The organism is Delftia sp. WSY_7 (assembly GCF_043104845.1).
In the GTDB taxonomy this organism is placed as follows: Bacteria; Pseudomonadota; Gammaproteobacteria; order Burkholderiales; family Burkholderiaceae_C; genus Comamonas; species Comamonas tsuruhatensis.
Genome location: NZ_JBICLB010000024.1, coordinates 99,736 through 118,089, shown reverse-complemented (window position 1 = coordinate 118,089; position 18,354 = coordinate 99,736). Strand labels below are relative to the sequence as shown.

The 18,354-nt window shown below is 71.2% G+C and carries 13 protein-coding genes, 1 tRNA gene and 1 riboswitch; of the genes, 11 read left to right on the top strand and 3 right to left on the bottom strand.

Annotated elements, in window-relative coordinates; all coding sequences use genetic code 11:
• Positions 1 to 60 precede the first annotated feature (60 nt).
• A tRNA-Phe gene (locus ACF8ME_RS10725) sits at positions 61 to 136 on the top strand.
• 103 nt (positions 137 to 239) lie between these two features.
• Here ACF8ME_RS10725 and ACF8ME_RS10720 read toward each other — a convergent pair.
• Positions 240 to 569: a cupin domain-containing protein gene (locus ACF8ME_RS10720; protein WP_012202449.1), complete on the bottom strand. Its 330-nt coding sequence runs from the start codon at positions 567 to 569 to the stop codon at positions 240 to 242.
• Positions 570 to 688: 119 nt separating this feature from the next.
• Between ACF8ME_RS10720 and ACF8ME_RS10715 the strand changes: the two genes are divergently transcribed.
• The 6 genes from ACF8ME_RS10715 to recD all read left to right on the top strand — a co-directional run bounded on the left by ACF8ME_RS10715 (position 689) and on the right by recD (position 12,433).
• Positions 689 to 1,885 (top strand): NnrS family protein, encoded by a 1,197-nt coding sequence (locus ACF8ME_RS10715; RefSeq protein ID WP_392416370.1) that lies wholly within the window; start codon positions 689 to 691, stop codon positions 1,883 to 1,885.
• A gap of 13 nt (positions 1,886 to 1,898) precedes the next feature.
• Positions 1,899 to 2,345 (top strand): Rrf2 family transcriptional regulator, encoded by a 447-nt coding sequence (locus ACF8ME_RS10710; protein ID WP_154833260.1) that lies wholly within the window; start codon positions 1,899 to 1,901, stop codon positions 2,343 to 2,345.
• Positions 2,342 to 2,794 (top strand): CopD family copper resistance protein, encoded by a 453-nt coding sequence (locus ACF8ME_RS10705; protein ID WP_160855567.1) that lies wholly within the window; start codon positions 2,342 to 2,344, stop codon positions 2,792 to 2,794. Before ACF8ME_RS10710 ends, ACF8ME_RS10705 begins: the two co-directional genes overlap by 4 nt.
• Positions 2,795 to 2,871: 77 nt before the next feature.
• On the top strand, positions 2,872 to 6,396 hold the full coding sequence (gene recC / locus ACF8ME_RS10700; protein ID WP_392416368.1) for an exodeoxyribonuclease V subunit gamma: 3,525 nt from the start codon (positions 2,872 to 2,874) through the stop codon (positions 6,394 to 6,396).
• Entirely contained in the window at positions 6,393 to 10,226 is a 3,834-nt protein-coding gene (recB, locus tag ACF8ME_RS10695; RefSeq protein ID WP_392416366.1) for an exodeoxyribonuclease V subunit beta, read from the top strand. Before recC ends, recB begins: the two co-directional genes overlap by 4 nt.
• Positions 10,223 to 12,433, top strand: a complete 2,211-nt coding sequence (recD, locus tag ACF8ME_RS10690; protein WP_392416365.1) for an exodeoxyribonuclease V subunit alpha — start codon at positions 10,223 to 10,225, stop codon at positions 12,431 to 12,433. The genes recB and recD overlap by 4 nt, the downstream gene beginning before the upstream one ends.
• 16 nt (positions 12,434 to 12,449) lie before the next feature.
• On the opposite strand, the gene ACF8ME_RS10685 is transcribed toward recD, so the two are convergent.
• On the bottom strand, positions 12,450 to 13,112 hold the full coding sequence (locus ACF8ME_RS10685) for a glutathione S-transferase (protein ID WP_312841371.1): 663 nt from the start codon (positions 13,110 to 13,112) through the stop codon (positions 12,450 to 12,452).
• 119 nt (positions 13,113 to 13,231) lie between these two features.
• On the opposite strand from ACF8ME_RS10685, the gene ACF8ME_RS10680 reads away from it, so the two are divergent.
• The 4 genes from ACF8ME_RS10680 (at position 13,232) to ACF8ME_RS10665 (ending at position 16,619) form a co-directional block, all read left to right on the top strand.
• Positions 13,232 to 13,591, top strand: coding sequence for a hypothetical protein (locus ACF8ME_RS10680; RefSeq protein ID WP_392416362.1), 360 nt, complete (start codon positions 13,232 to 13,234; stop codon positions 13,589 to 13,591).
• Positions 13,592 to 13,687: 96 nt separating this feature from the next.
• A complete protein-coding gene (locus ACF8ME_RS10675; RefSeq protein WP_016450406.1) occupies positions 13,688 to 14,215 on the top strand; it encodes a copper chaperone PCu(A)C in 528 nt (175 codons plus the stop codon).
• Between the two features lie 142 nt (positions 14,216 to 14,357).
• On the top strand, positions 14,358 to 15,302 hold the full coding sequence (locus tag ACF8ME_RS10670; RefSeq protein ID WP_312841372.1) for a PhaM family polyhydroxyalkanoate granule multifunctional regulatory protein: 945 nt from the start codon (positions 14,358 to 14,360) through the stop codon (positions 15,300 to 15,302).
• 81 nt (positions 15,303 to 15,383) lie between these two features.
• Positions 15,384 to 16,619, top strand: a complete 1,236-nt coding sequence (locus ACF8ME_RS10665; protein ID WP_392416361.1) for an FIST N-terminal domain-containing protein — start codon at positions 15,384 to 15,386, stop codon at positions 16,617 to 16,619.
• Positions 16,620 to 16,660: 41 nt separating this feature from the next.
• Here the strand turns inward: ACF8ME_RS10665 and ACF8ME_RS10660 are convergent, their stop codons facing one another.
• Entirely contained in the window at positions 16,661 to 17,992 is a 1,332-nt protein-coding gene (locus ACF8ME_RS10660; RefSeq protein ID WP_392416359.1) for a D-amino acid dehydrogenase, read from the bottom strand.
• Positions 17,993 to 18,085: 93 nt separating this feature from the next.
• Positions 18,086 to 18,196: riboswitch (glycine riboswitch) on the bottom strand.
• Positions 18,197 to 18,354 lie beyond the last annotated feature (158 nt).

The following is an 18,354-nucleotide window of genomic DNA, read 5'->3' as shown; positions in this document are numbered from 1 at the left end:
TGAAGGAATTTTGGCTTTTTCGTTTTTGGGTCAAAAAATCCTGCATATAATCTAGTTCTCGGCCCGGTAGCTCAGTCGGTAGAGCAGAGGATTGAAAATCCTTGTGTCGGCGGTTCGATTCCGTCCCAGGCCACCAGATACAGTGAAAAAGATTACGGACTGCTTCGCAAGAAGCAGTCCGTTTTTATTTGTGCCTCAGGCAATGCGTGATCCTGCCTGTGCGGCGGCTGCGGCCGCCTTCAGTCGTTCGCGCCCGCAATCGTCACCAGCAGCACGCAGCCCTGGTCGCCGCGCGCGTGCACATCGTGCAGCTCGCCGGCAGGCACCAGCACCACCGAGCCGGCCACCAGCCGCAGGCTTGCCAGGCGCGTGGCAATGCCGGCCTCGCCCGCCAGGCAGTGGATGGTGGCTTCGCCGGGGACCTGATGGCTGGGCAGGGCATGGCCGGGCGGCAGCACCAGGCGCAGCAGCTGCAGCTTCGGCGTTCGGATCAGGCTGGTGCTGATGGGCATGCCGTCGCGGGCGTGCAGGGCGATGACCTCCAGTGGCTTTGCGTGTTCGAGTGCCATGCTTGGCTCCTGCTTGATATGGGTCAGAAGGTGGTTGCGCCGCCGCCTCGCCGGTGCACTTGAAGATGTACGCTGGATGCATCTTATGCAGGCGCAGCGGGCCGGAAGGAGTGCACATCATGGCGCAATGGATGGAGCTGGAGGAACCCCTGAGAACCCGGGAGCCGGCGCCGCAATGGACGGCATTCCTCGAATTGGGATTTCGGCCGCTGTACCTGCTGGGCTGCCTCTGGGCCGCGCTGTCGGTGGCGCTGTGGGTCCATGCTCCGCAGTGGATCGCGGGGCGCATGCCCGGCGTGTTCTGGCACGCGCACGAGATGCTGTGGGCCTTCGTGGCCACCATCGCCGTGGGCTTTCTGTTCACGGCAGGCAGCAACTGGACAGGGCGCAATCCCCTGCAGGGCCGGGCATTGGGCGCGCTGTGCCTGCTATGGCTGGTGGCCCGCGCAGGCTTCTTGCTGCCGGGGCCGCAGGCCTTTGCGGTCGCCGCGCTGTGCGAGACGGCCTTCTTCTGCTGGGCCGCGCTGGCGCTGGGCCGTGCCATTCAGGTGGCGCGCAGCCGGCGCAACTACGGGCTGCCCCTGCTGCTGGCCGGCCTGGGCGCGGCCGATGCGCTGTACCTGTGGTCCATCTGGCAAGGCGACTACGGCGCGCTCATGCAGCGCTTCAACGCAGGCCTGCTGTGCATGGCCGTGATTGCGCTGCTGATCGCGCGGCGCGTGATCCCCTTCTTCGCCATGCGCGCCGTGTCCGGCCTGCAGATCCCCATGCACGCGGCCAGCGGCCCGTGGCAGCTGGGTGCGGGCGTGGTGGCCCTCGCCTGCCTGCTGGCGGGCTGGTGGCCGGGCCTGGCCGCCGGCCTGGCCGTGGCGGGCCTGATCGCCCTGTGGCAGGTGCTGGCCTGGAAGCCCCAGGCCGTGCGCCGCGTGCCGCTGCTGTGGATTCTCTACCTGGGCCACGCGGCGCTGGGTGCGGGCCTGCTGGTGGCCGGCGCGCATGCGGCGGGATGGGTGCTGCGCCCCGCCTGGCCCGTGCATGTGATCGGTGCGGGCGGCTTTGCCCTGCTCATCATCGGCATGTGCACACGGACGTCGATGGGCCACTTGGGCCTGCCGCTGCGCACCGACCGCAGCATGGTCGCCGCCTATGCCCTGGTCATTGCCGCTGCCGTGCTGCGCCTGGCGGCCCTGCTGCCCACGGCGCTGTCGCTGGCGGCGCTGCATGCCTCGGCCGCTGCCTGGGTATTGGCCTTTGCGCCGTACCTGTGGCGTTTCGCCCCGCTGCTGGTGCGCCCGCGTGCCGACCGGCAGGCATGATCGCAGGCCTGCCATGCGCCTGACCCTGATGACCGACTACGCGCTGCGCCTGCTCATGCATGTGGCGCGCCACCCCGGACGGCTGTGCACGATTGCCGAGATCGCCCAGGCCCATGCCATCTCCGAAGCCCATCTCATGAAGGTCACGCACCAGCTGGCGCTGCGCGGCTGGATCGTGACCGTGCGCGGCAAGGGCGGCGGCATGCGCCTGGCCCATGCGCCGGCCGACATCGGCCTGGGCGACGTGGTGCGCGGCATGGAGCCGGACCTTGCCATCGTCGAATGCTTCACGGGCACCAGCCCACCTGCCTGCACGCTTGTGCAGGACTGCCGGCTGGCCGGCGTGCTGGGCGGGGCGCTGGACAGCTTCCTGGCCCATCTGGACGGCTTCACGCTGGCCGATCTGCTGCCGGCTCCCGCATCCCTGCCGCTGCCCCTGCCGCACAGGAGGCGCGCATGAGCTACGGCCTGCTGCTGACCCTGCACCTGCTGGCTGCCATCGCCTTCGCGGGTACGGTGTTCTTTGAAGTGGTGCTGCTGGCCGGGGCGCGCCGCCACCTGCCCGCCATCGTGGCGCGCGCCACCGAGCAGGCGCTGGGCGACCGAGCGGTGGCCGTCATGCCCTGGGTGCTGCTGGTGCTGTACGGCGCGGGGCTGGGTCTGGCCTGGCAGCATCGCGCGGCACTGGCTGCAGCCTTTGCCGCTCCGCTGGCCAGCAGCTTCGGCCTGCTGCTGGCGTTCAAGATCGGGCTGGCGCTCAGCGTGTTCGGACATTTCCTGGCAGCCATGTGGTGGCGCCGGCGCGGTGTGCTGGGCGGGCGCCGCTCGCACCGCCTGCACCTGAGCGTGTTCTGCCACGTGCTGGCCATCGTGCTGCTGGCCAAGGCCATGTTCTACCTGCATTGGTAATGGACCCGCGCGGTCCCGGCCCGTGTCAACCGCGTTAAGCTCGCTGCTCGCATGGCTTGGAGCACGGGAGCGCAGAGGTGGCATCGCATTGGCAGCCGGGCTTGATCGCCCTGCACGGTAATCAGACGGAGGTGCTGGCCGACACGGTGCTGGCATGGCTGGCTGCGCACCCGCTGGACGTGCTGGAGCCGGAGGTGGTGCTGGTGCAGAGCAACGGCATGGCCGAGTGGTTCAAGATGCGCATGGCCGAGCAGCTGGGCGTGTGCGCCGCCGCGCGCGTGGAACTGCCCGCGCGCTTTGTATGGCGCAGCTACCGCCAGGTGCTGGGCCGCCAGGCCGTGCCGCGCGAATCGCCGCTGGACAAGACACCCATGACCTGGCGGCTCATGCGCCTGCTGCCGCAGTGCCTGCATCACCCGGCCTTCGCCCCCATTGCAGGCTTTCTGCGCCCCGGCGAGCCCGAGCGGCTGCTGCAGCTGGCCCAGCGCCTGGCCGACCTTTTCGACCAATACCAGATCTACCGCGCCGACTGGCTGGACGCCTGGGAGGCCGGGCATGACGTGCTGCCCATGCCCTTGCGCCCTGGTGTGGCGGACGCCTCGGTGCCCGAAGGCCAGCTGTGGCAGCCGCGCCTGTGGCGCGCCGTGCTGGCCGAGCTGGACGAGGACCAGCGCGGCGCCACGCGCGCGCGCCTGCAGGGACGGGTTCTGGCCGCGCTGCAGTCGGGCGAAGCGCCGGCCGCGCCGCTGGCGCGCCGCGTGGTGGTGTTCGGCATCAGCCAGCTGCCGCTGAGCCTGCTGGAGTTCCTGGCCGCCATTGCCCGCCACAGCCAGGTGCTGCTGGCCGTGCCCAATCCCTGCCGCTTCCATTGGGCCGACGCCATCGACGGGCGCGAGCTGCTGCGCATGGCGCGGCGCCGCCAGCCGCTGCGCGGCGGCCGCGACCTGGCGCAGCTGCCGCTGGAGGCCATGCATGCCCACGCCCATCCGCTGCTGGCCGCCTGGGGCCGGCAAAGCCGCGACTATGTGCGCCAGCTCGACGCCTTCGACACCACGGGTGCCGCAGCCCAGCTGCAGATGCCGCGCGTGGACCTGTTCGACGAAACCGATGCCGAGGACCTGCGCACCGCGCCGCTGCTGGCCCAGGTGCAGCAGCGCATACGCGACCTGGTGCCGCTGGCCGAGCACCCGCCGCTGGAGGTGGCGCGTGCCGACCGCTCCATCGTCTTTCACAGCGCCCACAGCGTGGTGCGCGAGCTGGAGGTGCTGCACGATCAGCTGCTGCAGATGCTGGCCCGGCCGACCGATCCCGGGCAGCCGGGGCAGGCACCGCTGGCACCGCGTGACGTCGTAGTCATGCTGCCGTCCATAGAGACCGCCGCGCCCTCGATACGCGCCGTGTTCGGCCAGTACGGCAGGCATGATCCGCGCCACATTCCCTTTGACATTGCCGACCTGGGCGCACGCGCCAGCAGCCCGCTGGCCGTGGCCCTGCAATGGCTGCTGCGCCTGCCGCAGCAGCGCTGCCGGCTCAGCGAGCTGTGCGACCTGCTGGACGTCCCAGCGATTGCCGCGCGCATGGGTCTGGCGGCCGACGACCTGCCCCAGCTCACGCGCTGGATGGCGGGGGCCGGCATCCGCTGGGGCCTGAATGCACCGCAGCGCCAGTCGCTGGGCCTGCAGGCCTGCGGCGAGCACAACAGCGCCTGGTTCGGCCTGCAGCGCATGCTGCTGGGCTATGCCAGCGGCGTGGCGCAGGACGGCCAGGCCTTCGGCGGCATCGAGCCCTATGACGAAGTGGGCGGCCTGTCGGCCGAGCTGGCCGGCGTGCTGGCCGCGCTGCTGGAGCGCATGCTGGCGTGGTGGCGCGAGGCCGAGCAGCCCGCCATGCCCGAGGCCTGGGCGCAGCGCTTTCGCGCGCTGCTGCAGGACTTCTTCAAGGCGCAGGACGATGAGGACGAGGCCATGCTGGCCGCACTGGACGCCGCTCTCACGGACTGGCAGCGCGCCTGCGAGCAGGCCGGCTATGCGCAGGCCGTGGAACTGAGCGTGGCCCAGGAGGCCTGGATGCAGGCGCTGGAGCAGCCCTCGCTGTCGCAGCGCTTTCGCGCCGGTGGCGTGACCTTTTGCACGCTGATGCCCATGCGCGCCATTCCCTTCGAGGTGGTCTGCCTGCTGGGCATGAACGATGGCGACTATCCGCGCCGCGCCACGCGCAGCGACTTCGACCTGATGGCGCTGCCCGGCCAGCAGCGCCCCGGCGACCGCGCGCGCCGCGACGATGACCGCCAGCTCATGCTCGAAGCCCTGCTGTCCGCGCGCCGCGCGCTCTACATCAGCTGGACCGGCCACCATGTGCGCGACAACAGCGAGCAGCCGCCCTCGGTCCTGGTCTCCCAGCTGCGCGACTACCTGGAGGCCGGCTGGCGCGGCGAAGGCGGCCAGCCGCTGCTGGCGCAGCGCACGCAGCAGCACCCGCTGCAGCCCTTCAGCCGCCGCTATTTCGAAGAAGGTTCGCCCTGGACCACGTATGCGCGCGAATGGCGGGCCGCGCATGCGCAGTCTGACGGCACGGACGCGTTGCCTCCGCTGCCCGCGCAGCCGCGCCCGCCCTTTGTCCCCGACGCCTCGGCGCCGCTGACGCTGGCCCGGCTCACCGATTTCCTGCGCCACCCGACGCGCGCCTACCTGCGCCAGCGCCTGCAGGTGCGCTTCGAGCAGGAGGACAACCCGGTCGTGGACGAGGAACTGTTCCAGCTCGACGGCCTGACCGAATACCTGCTGGTGCAGCAGTTGCAGCAGCAGGTGGCGGCCGGCCTTTCCGAGCCCGGGCAGGCGCCCCAGGCCATGGAAGACAGCGTGCGAGCCGCCGTGGCGCGCCTCACGCGCTCGGGGCGGCTGCCGCTGGCGGGGCTGGGCGAGCGCGGCGCGCGGGCGCTGCAGTCCTCGGTCACGCCTTCGCTGCGGGCCTGGCGCCAGCAACTGGATCGGTATGCCCATCCCGCGCCGCGCAGGCGGCTGCTGATCGAGGACGATGGCCTGGTGTTCGACGACTGGATCGACGGGCTGCGCCAGTCCTGCGAAACCGAAGAGTCCCCCGATGCGGACGACGCACAGTGCTGGCTGCTGCTGGACCCGCGCAACCTGCTCAATGCCAAGGGCCGGCCCCATGCCGACAAGCTCATGCCGGTCTACCTGCGCAGCCTGGTGCTGGCCGCCAGCGGCTCGCAGGCCGAGTTGCGCGTGGTGGCGCGCGACGGCCTGGTGCAGGTCCTGCCCATGGACCCCTCCGAGGCGCTGGCACGGCTGCGTGCATTGATGGCCCTGTGGCGCGAAGGCCAGAACGGTCCGCTGCCCCTGCCGCTGCGCAGCGGCCTGGCCATGGCCGAAGGCCTTCCCGCTGCGGCACAGCAGGCCTATGAGGGCGGCCATCTGGTCGGCGGCGAAGGCGAGGACCCGTCCTGGGCCCGCTGCTATCCCGATTTCGAGGCCTTGGCTGCCGATGGGCGCTTCGAGGCCCTGGCCCATGCCGCCCACGCGCCGCTGCTCGACTGGATGGCCGCGCAGGTGCAGGTCCAGCCCTACCAGGCGGATGCACCATGAGCACCAGCGAAGTGACCGGCGGCGTGACCAGCCATGTGCTCGACGCACAGCGTTTTCCGCTGTGGGGCAGCCGCCTGATCGAGGCCAGCGCCGGCACCGGCAAGACCTGGACCATCGCTGCGCTCTACCTGCGCCTGGTGCTGGGGCATGGCGAGGGCAGCCTGGACGGCATCAGCAGTACGGCCTTCGAGCGCCCGCTGATGCCGCCCGACATCCTCGTCATGACCTTCACGCGCGCGGCCACGCGCGAGCTGTCCGACCGCATACGCAAGCGCCTGATCGAGGCCGTGCAGTGCTTTCGCGGCGAGGCCGAACCTGCGCCCCACGACGGCTTCCTGCATGCGCTGCGCGAGGCCTACCCTGAAGGCGCGGCCCGTGAACGCGCGGCCTGGCGCCTGGCCATGGCGGCCGAATGCATGGACGACGCGGCCATCCACACCATCGACGCCTGGTGCCAGCGCATGCTGCGCGAGCATGCCTTCGACAGCGGCAACCTCTTCGACGAAACGCTGGAGCCCGACGAAAGCCAGCGACAGACCGAGGCCGCGCAGGACTACTGGCGCCAGCAGTGCTACCCGCTGTCCGACGAGCTGCTGGACGAGGTCCTGAAGATCTGGCCCCACGTCGGCGCCCTGGTCGATGACATGCGCGCCCTGCTGCGCGAGCCCCCCGTGCCCGGCGCGGGCGAGGGCAGCCTGGCTGACTGCCTGCAGCGCGCCATGGAGCAGCGCCGCAGCCGCCTGCTGGCCCTGGCGGCCGGCTGGGACGACAAGGCCCAGCGCCTGCAGCGGTGGCTGGATGGGCAGCTCGACGGGCAGGGTGCGTTGTGGGACAAGCGCAAGCTGCAGCCCGCGCGCTACACCGGCTGGCTGGCCGCGCTGGCCGACTGGTCGCGCGCCCCGCTGGACGGCCCGCTGGCGCTGACCGAGGCCGCGCGCCACCGCCTCAGCCCCGAGGGCCTGGCCGAGGCCTTCAAGGGATCGGCCGGCGATGTGCTCATGCCGCTGGAGCTGGCCGAGTTGCAGGCGCTGCTGGTGCAGCTGGAGCAACTGCCGCCCGTCAGCGTGGCCGTGCGCCTGCATGCGGCCGCGCGCGTGGCGCAGCGGCTGGCCCACCTCAAGCGCCAGGCCGGCAGCTTCGGCTTTGCCGACATGCTGCAGCGCCTGGACACGGCCCTGGCCGGCGACAACGGCGCCGTGCTGCGCGAGCGCATCCTGGCCCAGTACCCGGTGGCGCTGATCGATGAATTCCAGGACACCTCGCCGCTGCAGTACCGCCTGTTCGACCAGATCTACCGCACGGCGGCCAACGACCCGCACAGCGCCCTGCTGCTGATCGGCGACCCCAAGCAGTCCATCTACGGCTTTCGCGGCGCCGACATCTACAGCTACCTGCAGGCGCGCCGCGCCACCGAGGGGCGCCACTACGTGCTGGGCACCAACTACCGCTCCACCGAGGCGCTGGTGGGCGCCGTCAACCATTGGTTCGCGCAGGCCGAGCAGCGGCCGGGCGAGGGCGCCTTCATGTTCCGGCGCGGCAGCCACAACCCGCTGCCGTTCGAGCCCGTGGCCGCCCAGGGGCGCAGCGAGCAACTGCACACGCGCGACGGCGCCATGCCCGCCCTCACCGTGGCCTGGAGCGCGGGCCGCGACGAGGACACCGGCATTCCCCTGCCTTTGTCGGCCGACGAGGTGCGGCGGCGCTTCGCGGCCCATTGCGCCGAGCAGATCGTGCAGTGGCTGGCCGACCCGCAGGCCGGCTTTGTGCAGCCCGATGGCCGCCTTGTGCGCCTGCGGCCTGCCGACATCGCCGTGCTGGTGCGCACGGGCCGAGAGGCGGCTGCCGTGCGCCGAGAACTGCAGGCACGCGCCGTGGCCTCGGTCTACCTGTCGGACCAGGATTCGGTGTTCGCCAGCGACGAGGCCCATGACCTGCTGTACTGGCTGCGCGCCGTCGCCGCGCCGCTGGATGCCCAGGCCGTGCGCGCGGGCCTGGCCACGCGGCTCATCGGCCTGTCGCTGGACGAGCTGGCCTGGCTGGCCGCCGACGAGGAAGCCTTTGACGCGCGCAGCGAGCAGCTGCGCGAACTGCACAGCATCTGGCTGCGCCTGGGCGTGCTGGCCATGCTGCGCCAGACCCTGTACCGCCTGGACCTGCCCGCGCGCTGGCTGCAGGACCCGGCCCTGGGCGGCGAGCGGCGCCTGACCAACTACCTGCACCTGGCCGAGCTGCTGCAGACCGCCAGCGCCCAGCTGGAGGGCGAGCAGGCCCTCATCCGCTGGCTGGCCACCCAGATCGAGGCGCCGGGCAGCGGCAGCGAAGAGCAGGTGGTGCGCCTGGAAAGCGATGCCGACCTGGTCAAGATCGTCACTGTGCACAAGAGCAAGGGCCTGGAGTACCCGCTGGTCTGCCTGCCGTTCGCAGGCAGCTTCCGCCCCATGGAGCGGGCCAGAACGCCGTTCCTGACCCTGTCCGCGCAGGAGGGGGTGGAAGACGATGCCGCCCCGGCCCGCCGATTGCTGCTGGACTTCAGCGACGAAGACCTGGCCCAGGCCGACCGCGAGCGGCTGCGCGAGGACCTGCGCCTGTTCTACGTGGCGCTCACCCGCCCGCGCCATGCGCTGTGGCTGGGCTTGGCCCCGCTCAGGCGCGGCAACGGCAAGACCTGCGTGAACGAGCAGGGCGCCGCCGGCTACCTGCTGGGCGGCACCGAGCCGCGCTCGGCCCAGGGCTGGCTTGACGGCCTGCGACAGCTGTGCGGAGAAGACCCGCACATGGCCTGGCGCGATCTGGACGCCGAGCCGCTGCAGCGCACGCGCTGGCAGCCGCCGGACGCTGCCACGCCGCTGCACGATGCCCGGCCCTACGACGCGCGCTTCGACACCCGCTGGGGCATCGGCAGCTTCTCTGCCCTGGTGCGTGCCATGGCCGCGCCCAGCCTGCCCGTGCTGCCCGTGGCCGTGCAGCGCCCGGCCGAGGATGAGCAGGCGCTGGAGCCGCCGCCATCGCCGGAACTGGCGGACATTGCCGGCCTGGCCGGCCTGGCGGGCCTGCAGCCCCTGCAGGATGGACCGGCCGCTGGGCCTGCGGTCTGGCACCGCTTTTTGCGCGGCCCCGTGGTCGGCAACTTCGTGCACGACCAGCTTGAATGGCTGGGCGGCGAAGACTTTGCCCTGCCCGTGGACGGCCAGGGTGCGCTCGCTGATCGCCTGGTGCGCCGCTGCGAGCGCGCGGGCCGGGGCGAGCAGGCGCGCGACCTGCTGGCCTGGCTCACGGCCGTGGTCCACCAGCCGCTGGCGCCGCTGGATGTGACGCTGGCCACGCTGGGGCCGCAACTGTCCGAGATGGAGTTCTGGCTGCCCGCGCGCCAGCTGCCGGCCGATCGCATCGACCAGCTGTGCCGGCGCTTCATCCTGCCGGGGCAGGAGCGGCCCGTGCTGCCCCAGCGCTCGCTGCACGGCATGCTCATGGGCTTTGCCGACCTGGTGTTCTGCCACGAGGGCCGCTACTGGGTGCTTGACTACAAGAGCAACCACCTGGGCCCGGACGGCGCCGCCTACGGCCAGGAGGCCCTGGCCCGCGCCATGCTCCACCACCGCTACGACGTGCAGGCCGCGCTCTACCTGCTGGCCCTGCACCGGCTGCTGCGCAGCCGGCTGGGCACGGCCTACGAGCCGCAGCGCCAGCTGGGCGGCGCGCTGTACTACTTTCTGCGCGGCATCGATGGCCCGGCCGGTGGCATGCATGCCATGGCGCCCGAGCTGCCCTTGCTCGATGCGCTCGATGAACTGCTCGGTCCCGGCCGCGCCAACGCGGAGGAACTGCCATGAGCCCGCGCCCCCGTTCGCGCACCATCGATACGGCCACGCTGGACCTGTTCGATGAACGGCCGGGCGGCGAACCGCCGGGCGACGACTCGCCGGGCGACGCATCGCTGGGCGGCAAACCGCTGGGCGGCAAACCGCTGGGCGGCAAACCGCCGGGCGCCGTGCCGCCAGGCACCAATGAAGTGCTGGCCCTGCTGCGCCGCTGGGCCGACGCGGGCCTGCTGCGCCGGCTGGATGCGGCGCTGGCTTCCTTCGTCGCCGGGCAGGATGCACAGGCCGGGCCCGCCTTGCTGGTGGCCGCCGCGCTGCTGGCGCAGATGGAGGGGCGCGGCCACAGCTGCCTGCCCCTGGCGCCGCTGGCCGGCCACCCCAACGACGTGCTGGCCTGGCCGGCCGATGCGCTGCCCGCGCAGCAGGCCCTGTGGCAGATGCTGCCCGCGCGCCTGTCCGGCTGGGTGGCGGCGCTGAGCGCCAGCCCCGTGGTGCGCGTGGTGCACGGGGAGCAGGTAGATGGACAGGATGGCAGCGAGGACCTCGGCCAGCCCCTGGTGCTGGCCGGCGCAGACGGCCCCGCGCCGCTGCTGTACCTGCGCCGCTACTGGGACTACGAGCGCGCCGTGGCCGCGCACGTCATCCAGCGCACGGCGGCGCAGGCCGTGGCCGGACAGCCGCTGGACGAAGCCCAGGCCCGGCGCTGGCTGGACCGGCTGTTTCCGACTGCGGCGGAGGGCGGTCCCGTGGACTGGCAGAAGCTGGCCTGCGCGCTGGCGCTGCGCGGCCGGCTGTCGGTGATCACGGGCGGCCCCGGCACCGGCAAGACCTATACCGCCGCACGGCTGCTGGCCCTGCTGTTTGCCACGGCGCCCGACGCCGGCCAGTTGCGCGTGGCCCTGGCCGCCCCCACGGGCAAGGCGGCTGCGCGGCTGAAGCAATCGATCGACGGGGCCTTGCTGCAATTGCAGGGCAGCATGGGCGGCGAGATCGACCTGGCGGGCCTGGTGCAGCGCATGGGTGCGGCGCGCACCCTGCACTCCATGCTGGGCGCGCGGCCCGATACGCGGCACTGGGGATTCCATGCAGGGCGGCAGCTGGACGTGGACGTGCTCATCGTCGATGAGGCCTCCATGGTCCACCTGGAGATGATGGCGGCGCTGCTGGAGGCACTGCCGGCCGGCGCCCGCCTGGTGCTGCTGGGCGACAAGGACCAACTGGCTTCGGTGGAGGCGGGCGCCGTGCTGGGCGACCTGTGCCGCGATGCCCAGGCCGGGCGCTACCTGCCCGACACGCTGGACTACGCACTGCGCGTGGCGGGCCAGCGGCTGCCGCCGCAGTTCGCGGCGCCCGACGGCGATCGTGCGCCAGCGCTGGCGCAGCACACCGTCATGCTGCGCGAGAGCCGGCGCTTCGGGGGCCCCATCGGCCAGCTGGCACACGCCGTGAATGCCGGTGAGGCGGTGAAGGCCCAGGCCCTGCTCGATGCCGGCACGCAAGCCGGCGCCGGTTCCGAGCTGTGGGAACGCCATGGCGGCGGCGTGCACGCCGTGACCGAACTGGCCGTGCACGGGCGCGGCGGTCTTGCCAGCTATGCCCTCTATGCCCAGGCGCTGCAGGGCCGGCCGGATGCGGCCGGCGCCGACGAGGTAGCGCACCGCGCCTGGGTGGTCGCTGTGCTGCAGGCCTTCGAGCGCTTCCGGCTGCTGTGCGCCGTGCGCGAGGGCGATTGGGGCGTGTCCGGCCTCAACCGCGCGGTGGAGCAGGCCCTGGATGCGCAGGGCGTGATCCGCCGAGGCGGCGAATGGTATGCGGGCCGTCCCGTCATGGTCACGCGCAACGACGCGCAGCTGGGCGTGTTCAACGGCGACATCGGCATTGCGTTGCCGGGAGCGCACCAGGGGCAGCCAGGGCAACTGCTGCGCGTCTACTTCCTGCAGGGCGACGAATTGCGCTCGGTCGGCGTCAGCCGCATGGCCCATGTGGAGACCGCCTTCGCCATGACGGTGCACAAAAGCCAGGGCTCGGAGTTCGAGCACACCGCCCTGGTGCTGCCCTCGCGCGGCGGCAGCGTGCTGGGGCGCGAGCTGGTCTACACCGGCATCACGCGCGCCCGCCAGGCCTTCTCGCTGTTCTCCGAGGTGCCGGGCCTGCTGGCCTCGGCCGTTGGCAGCCCCACGCAGCGCGCCAGCGGGCTGCTGCGCTGGCTGCAGGAGTGAGTGAAGGCCCCGCGCCTCAGGCCGGGGTCTTGTCGCTGGCGTAGCGGGACATCATCAGCGCCGTATTGGTCTTGCGGTCGGCATTGACCTGCTGCACCGTGGGCCGCTCGGCCATGCGCGCCAGGTACTCGCGCACGGGCAGGTCGGCCAGAACGTCGCGCCCGCCAACGATCTTGCTGGCCGCGCTGACCAGGGGCAGGTGGACGATGGCGCAGCAGTCGGCCAGCGTGAAGCTGTCGCCCGCCACAAAGGGGGAGAAACGCGCGAGTTTGGCGAAGGCCGCCACGTTCTTGTCGAGTTGGGCCAGCGTGCGCTCCCGGGTGGAGTCGCTGACCTGGCCGCCGAAGAAGGCCTGCGGGTAGAGGATGCGCGCCACCAGTTCCAGGTGCAGGTCCAGGTACACGCACAGCTCGCGCACCTTGGCGGCCTCGAAGGCGTCGGCCGGCAGCAGGGCCGGCGAGGGCGACAGCGTCTCCACGTACTCGACCATGGCGGCCGACTCGCACAGACCCCGGCCGTCGTCGATGCGCAGGTAGGGCACCTTGCCCAGCGGAGAAAGCGCCATGTCGGTCTCTCCCAGCCAGGCCAGTTCCTCGTTGAAGGGCAGCTGCTTTTCCAGCAGGGCCAGCTTGACCTTGTTGTAGTAGTTGCTGGCCGCGAATCCGCACAGGGTGAGCATGGGTGTCTCCTTGGGTTGTTTGTGGTGAAGGCGAGGGTGCGCGCCTGTGATGGTAGGGGCGGGTAGGGCATGGCGCGGTCCCGGAGATGACGACTGGGGCAGACCCCTAGAATGGCGCCATGCCGCTTCGCCTGCCCTCCACCTTGGCTGCCTGCGCCCGCTGGGCGCTGGGCCTGTGGCTGTGCGTGGCGCTGGCATCGGCGTTTGCTCCGCTGGCGCGCGCCTCGGGCTGGGAGCGCCTGTGCTCGGCCGCTGGCGAATCGGTCTGGGTGCCCTCGCCGGCCGGTCAGGACAATGCCCTGGCCGGCAGCCACGGCATCGACTGCCCGCTGTGCCTGCCCCCGCTGGCGCCGCCGCCCGCCCGGTGCAGTGCGGCCCCGGCACCGCTGGTGGCAGATGCGCAGCCACGGGCGCACCCGGACTCCGTCCACAGCCTGGCCATGCCGGCCCTGCCCCAGGCCCGCGCACCGCCCCGGTGACTCCCGGATTCACTCCCGCTTCCTTCGCTTGGCCAACCCTTTTTGCAAGGCACGAAGACCGTGCCGCAATGCATTGAAATTTCTGGAGAAACCGTGATGACACTGCGTCAATGGACCACCCCTTTCCTGATCGCCGCCTCCCTGTCCATGGGCCTGGCCCATGCCCATGCCGATGCGGCCCATGTCAAGGCCGACGCCGCCTGGGCGCGTGCCAGCGTGCCGGGCCAGCAGGCCACGGGCGCCTTCATGCGCCTGACGGCCGAGGAGCCGCTGCGCCTGGTGGGCGTGGAGTCGCCCGCCGCCGGCGTGGCCGAGGTGCATGAAATGAAGATGGAAGGCGATGTGATGCGCATGCGCGCCATCGACGGCCTGGACCTGCCCAAGGGCGTGGCCGTGGACCTGAAGCCCGGCGGCTACCACGTCATGCTGCAGCAGCTCAAGAGCCCGCTGCTCAAGGACAGTCAGGTACCCATCACCCTGGTGTTCAAGGACGCCAAGGGCGAGACCTCGCGCCTGAGCCTGCAGGTCCCCGTGCGCGCCATGGCGCCCGGCGCAGGTGCGGCATCGGCTGCGCAGGGCGGCGCGCATGGCGGACACGGCGGACATGCCGGCCACTCCCACTGAGCTTTTTGTCATCCACCGGGTTTGTGCGCAGCGGGCCGTGCATGACTTGCGATGGACTTGGCGTGTGCCTGGGTTAAGCTGAGCGCATGGCCGGTGTGCTTCACCGGCATGTTCTTCCAACCCAGTCCTAGCGAGTGCTGCCATGAGTGATGCGTCCTCCTTCGGTTTCGGCAAGTTCATCCCCGGTTTCGACTTCCTGCAGGGCCTGGCCCAGAGTGCAGGATCGGCCACCGCCCGGCCCCTGGGGCGCCTGCCCGAATGGGTGGCGCCCACGGTGAGCATCGAAGAGGTGGACAAGCGCATCACCGAACTCAAGGCCGTGCAGTTCTGGCTCGACCAGAACGGCAAGGCGCTGGCCGCCACCATCCAGGCCCTGGAAGTGCAGCGCATGACGCTGTCCACCTTGCAGGGCATGAACGTCAGCATGGGCGAGCTGGCGCAGGCCTTCCAGTTCCCTGCAGCCGCAACCGCCGCGGCCACCGCTGCGGCCAAGGGCGCCGCCAGCGCGGGGCAGGGCGACCTTTCGGACTGGCCCATGTCCTCGGCCGCCAGCCGGGCGAGCAAGAAGGAAAAGCCGCAGCCCGAGCCCGCACAGGCCGCTGCCGCGCCGCCTGCAGCCCCCGAGGCGGGCAAGGCCGCCGACAGACCCGCAGCCGCGGAGACTGCGGCGCCCAAGGACGAGTCCGCCCAGGCCGCCGCCATGGGCCAGGCCATGCAGTGGTGGGGCGCGTTGACCCAGCAATTCCAGCAGATCGCCGCCAAGGCCATGGCCGAGCCCATGGCCCCGGAGGCCGTGGCGGCCGCCCAGCGCGCCACCGGCATGGCCGGGGACCTGGCCAAGGCCACCATGGACCGCATGGCGGCACAGGCCAGCGCCTTTGCTGCGCAGGCGGGCAAGGCGGCGGCGGTCTCCCCTGCCAAGGCGCCGTCCGCAAAGCCGGCGGCCAAGGCTGCGGTGCAGGCCGAAGCCCCCAGGACCGCTGCCAAGGCTCCCGCCAAAGCGGCTGCCAGGAAAACCGCTGCAAAGGCTGGAGCCAAGGCGCCGGCCGCCAGCAAGCCGGCAGCCAAGAGCCGGCCGGCGCGTTGACCGATCGGGCCGGACCCATGGATGCGCAAGGCCCCAGCCACCCGCAAGCCGGGTGCTGGCGGGGCTAGAAAGAAGGTTGGTATGTCGTTGTTTCCTGTAGGCCATGCCAGCCATTCCGACTGGCGCGCCGCGGCCGACGCGGTGCTGCAGCAGCTGCGCTTGCAGATGGCCGGGCCCGGCCACGCGCAGCGGCCCCGTCTGGGACTGGTGTACCTGTCCCATGCGCATGCCGCCCACGCACGGCCACTGCTGCAGCATCTGGCCAGGGCCCTGCCCCATGTGGCGGACTGGGCCGGCTGCTCGGCCGGCGGCGTTCTGGCCATGTCGCATGAGTACCTGTCAGGAACCGCGCTCGCGGTGATGCTGCTGGATGTACCGGCCGCCCACTACCGCCTGTATTCGGGCCTGGCGCCCCTGCATGCGCCTGGCGGCGAGGCCGGCTTCACCGCCCATTCGGCCCTGGTCCATGCCGCAGGCGGCCAGCCCGAGCTGGCCGAGCTGCTGTACGAGCTGTCCGAGCGCACCGAGTCCGGCCTGCTGTTCGGCGGCGTGGGCGATGACGGGGAAGATGGCGTGGAGGGCGTGCAGATCGCCTGCCGTACCGAGGATCTGCATGCGCAGCATGCGGACGCGCGCGGCATTTTTCGTGGTGGCTTTTCAGGCGTGGCCTTCGGTGCCGGCGTGCCCTGCATCACGGGCATGGCCCAGGGCTGCGTGCCGCTGGGCGAGGGGCTGGAGATCACCGAGGCGCGCGGGGCCCTGGTCACCGGGCTCGATGGCGATCCGGCCCTGCAGCGCCTGCTGCAACTGCTGGGCGTGGAGCTGGAAGGCAGCGACTGGCAGCCCGCGCTGACCACGGTCCGCACCACGCTGGCGGCCATTGCGCCGCCGGGCCGGGGCCTGGCCCACGGCGTGCTGACCGAAGAGGCCCAGGTGCTGACCCTGGTCGGACTGGACCCGCTGCGCCAGGGCGTGGCCCTGTCATCGGCCGTGGAGGCCGGGCATTCGGTGATCTTCTGCCGCCGCCAGGCCCAGGTCGCGCGCCAGGAACTGCTGCAACTGGGCGCTGCGCTGCGCGATGCGGCGGAGCCCGAGGAGGCGGCGCCCGAAGGCGAGGTACAGCCCCGCATCCGTGGCGCCATCTACATCAGTTGCCGGGGCCGCGGCGGCGGCCTGTTCGGCGGCCCCGATGCCGAACTGCGCACCCTGCGCCACGCACTGGGCGATGTGCCATTGATCGGCTTCGTTGCCGAAGCCGAGATCATGGACGCCCGCCTGCACCGCTTCGCCGGGGTGTTGACGGTGTTCACTGCCTAGGCGTCGTACACGCCGTACACACGGTACACACCGTCTGCACCTCAGACCGCGCGCGGGCGCACCGTGCCTGCGCTGCGATCCGGGTCCATGGCTGCGGCTCCCAGAAAATCGAAATCCACGGCCGGCTGCCTGCCGCTGACCAGGTCGGCCAGCGCCATGCCGGAGCCGCAGGCATGGGTCCAGCCCAGCGTGCCGTGGCCGGTGTTCAGGAACAGGTTGGCGATGGGCGAGCGTCCGATCAGCGGCACATTGCTGGGCGTGGCGGGGCGCAGGCCGCTCCAGAACTGGGCGCGGCCGGTATCGCCGGCGCCGGGGAACAGCTGCTGCACGCGCCGCACGATGGCCTCGCAACGCACGGGGTCCAGGTTGCGGTCGTAGCCGTTGAACTCGGCCGTGCCCGCAATGCGCAGGCGGTCGCCTTGCGCGCCCGTGTAGCGCGAGAACACCAGCTTGAACTCGTCGTCCGTGAGGCTGACCTGATAGGCCTTGGCGGGGTCCAGCACCGGCAGGGTCACGGAGTAGCCCTTGGCCGGATAGATGGGCAGGCGCAACCCCAGCGGCTGGGCCAGCAGCGGGCTGAACGAGCCCATGGCCAGCACATAGGCGTCGCCCTGGATGCGTTCATAGCGGCCCTCGGCATTGGTCACCTCCACATGGTCGATATGGCGGCTGGCGCCCGCGCCCGTGGTGCGCAGCGCCGTCACGTGGTGGCCGTGGCGGAACTGCACGCCCGTGGCGGCGGCAATGCGCGCCAGCTCACGTGTGAAGAGGTTGGCGTCGCCTGATTCATCCTCGGCCGTATAGGTGGCGCCCGCTATCTGCCCGCGCACATGGGCCAGGGCCGGCTCCAGGCGCACGGCCTCGTCGGCATCGATCAGGCGGCGGTCGCAGCCCAGGGCCTGCATCTGCTCGGTGGGCTTGAGCGCGCCCTCGAACTCGCGGGCGTTCGTATAGAAGTGCAGGATGCCCTGCATGCGCTGCTCGTACTGGATGCCGGTGTCCGACCGCAACTGCTGCAGGGCCTCGCGGCTGTAGGTGCCCAGGCGAACGATCTGCTGGATGTTGTGGCGCGTGCGCGCGGGCGTGCAGTTGCGCAGGAAGGACAGGCCCCAGAGCCACTGGCGCATGTCGGCGCGCAGGCGGAAGAGCAGGGGGGCGTCCTGCCGGCCCAGCCAGCCCAGCAGCTTCAGCGGTGCGCCGGGGTTGGCCCAGGGCTCGGCATGGCTGACCGAGATCTGCCCGCCGTTGGCGAAACTGGTTTCGGCGCCGGGCGCTGCCTGGCGGTCGATGACGGTCACTTCATGACCGAGGGATTGCAGATAGTAGGCCGACGTGGTGCCGATCAGGCCGGCTCCGAGAACGATGACGCGCATGACGATGCCCTTTCAAAGGCATGTGCCGGGTCACGCGAAAGCTGGCCGCTATGGTCTGGATAGCAGGCAGCCGGCGTCCGTCGTGACGCAGCTGCCGCTCCCCCTGTCCTTGGTACCTGAGAGATTCACCACCGTCCATGGGAACGGGGCTTGCTCCTTCGGTGCGCCGCACATTGCGTGCGGCGGCTCTCCAGACGGCATGTTGTGTTTGCAGTACGGAACCTGAGCGTGTATGGGAGTTTGCGCCTTCGGTGAGGCTCGGCACCGTGGCGCCCGCCTGCTCTCCTGCAGGGGCGATTCTATGGGGCTTGCGCAGCCAGTTCCAGTCGTATTGGGGATACCACCAGTTACCTGTATGTGGT

Coding starts and splice junctions, on each gene's coding strand:
- ACF8ME_RS10720 (WP_012202449.1), bottom strand. CDS start 569: ATGGCACTCGAACACGCAAAGCCACTGGAGGTCATCGCCCTGCACGCC.
- ACF8ME_RS10715 (WP_392416370.1), top strand. CDS start 689: ATGGCGCAATGGATGGAGCTGGAGGAACCCCTGAGAACCCGGGAGCCG.
- ACF8ME_RS10710 (WP_154833260.1), top strand. CDS start 1,899: ATGCGCCTGACCCTGATGACCGACTACGCGCTGCGCCTGCTCATGCAT.
- ACF8ME_RS10705 (WP_160855567.1), top strand. CDS start 2,342: ATGAGCTACGGCCTGCTGCTGACCCTGCACCTGCTGGCTGCCATCGCC.
- recB (WP_392416366.1), top strand. CDS start 6,393: ATGAGCACCAGCGAAGTGACCGGCGGCGTGACCAGCCATGTGCTCGAC.
- recD (WP_392416365.1), top strand. CDS start 10,223: ATGAGCCCGCGCCCCCGTTCGCGCACCATCGATACGGCCACGCTGGAC.
- ACF8ME_RS10685 (WP_312841371.1), bottom strand. CDS start 13,112: ATGCTCACCCTGTGCGGATTCGCGGCCAGCAACTACTACAACAAGGTC.
- ACF8ME_RS10680 (WP_392416362.1), top strand. CDS start 13,232: ATGCCGCTTCGCCTGCCCTCCACCTTGGCTGCCTGCGCCCGCTGGGCG.
- ACF8ME_RS10675 (WP_016450406.1), top strand. CDS start 13,688: ATGACACTGCGTCAATGGACCACCCCTTTCCTGATCGCCGCCTCCCTG.
- ACF8ME_RS10670 (WP_312841372.1), top strand. CDS start 14,358: ATGAGTGATGCGTCCTCCTTCGGTTTCGGCAAGTTCATCCCCGGTTTC.
- ACF8ME_RS10665 (WP_392416361.1), top strand. CDS start 15,384: ATGTCGTTGTTTCCTGTAGGCCATGCCAGCCATTCCGACTGGCGCGCC.
- ACF8ME_RS10660 (WP_392416359.1), bottom strand. CDS start 17,992: ATGCGCGTCATCGTTCTCGGAGCCGGCCTGATCGGCACCACGTCGGCC.